The following is a 522-nucleotide window of genomic DNA, read 5'->3' as shown; positions in this document are numbered from 1 at the left end:
GGCAGATTGTAAAATTTAAGTTGAACATTTAAGTGGACAGAAAAACCCATCAAGGTCTTTAATGGTGTTACCACAACATTCCATTAGAAAGAAGGACCTTAATGGGCACCACTATTTTATCATTCCAGAACCGCGTTGTCATTGAAACGCTTCATAATGAAGGACGTTCCTTACGATACATCGCTAATTACTTAGGCTTTAGTAAGACCACCATCTTTAACGAACTTCACCGGCTCAACGGTGAGTATCAAGCTGAACTAGCGCAAACTGACTTTGAACGCAAGGTTAGTCAACGGGGGCGGAAGTCTTCGCTCACTAAAAACCTTAAACACTTGATCGAGGAAAAGATTCAAGTCCAAAAGTGGTCCCCTGAACAAGTTGCCCATGTAGTTGGAATTGCCTACAAGACGGTTTATAACTGGATTGATCAAGGATGGCTTGATGTACAGTTGCCCGATTTGCCTGATCATGGAATTCGTCGTCATCGCGCTAAAGAAAAGCGTGGTACGTTCAGTCACGGCC

Annotated in this window: 1 protein-coding gene; it reads left to right on the top strand. The window is 43.1% G+C overall.

The window, feature by feature from the left end:
- Positions 1–101: 101 nt before the first annotated feature.
- On the top strand, positions 102–522 hold a 421-nt coding region (locus H5975_RS08425), incomplete at its 3' end, for a helix-turn-helix domain-containing protein (protein WP_204785635.1).

The organism is Limosilactobacillus coleohominis (assembly GCF_016901675.1).
GTDB classification, from domain to species: domain Bacteria; phylum Bacillota; class Bacilli; order Lactobacillales; family Lactobacillaceae; genus Limosilactobacillus; species Limosilactobacillus intestinavium.
Note: the sequence above shows the minus strand (reverse complement) of the source record. Positions and strands in the feature narration are given on the sequence as shown.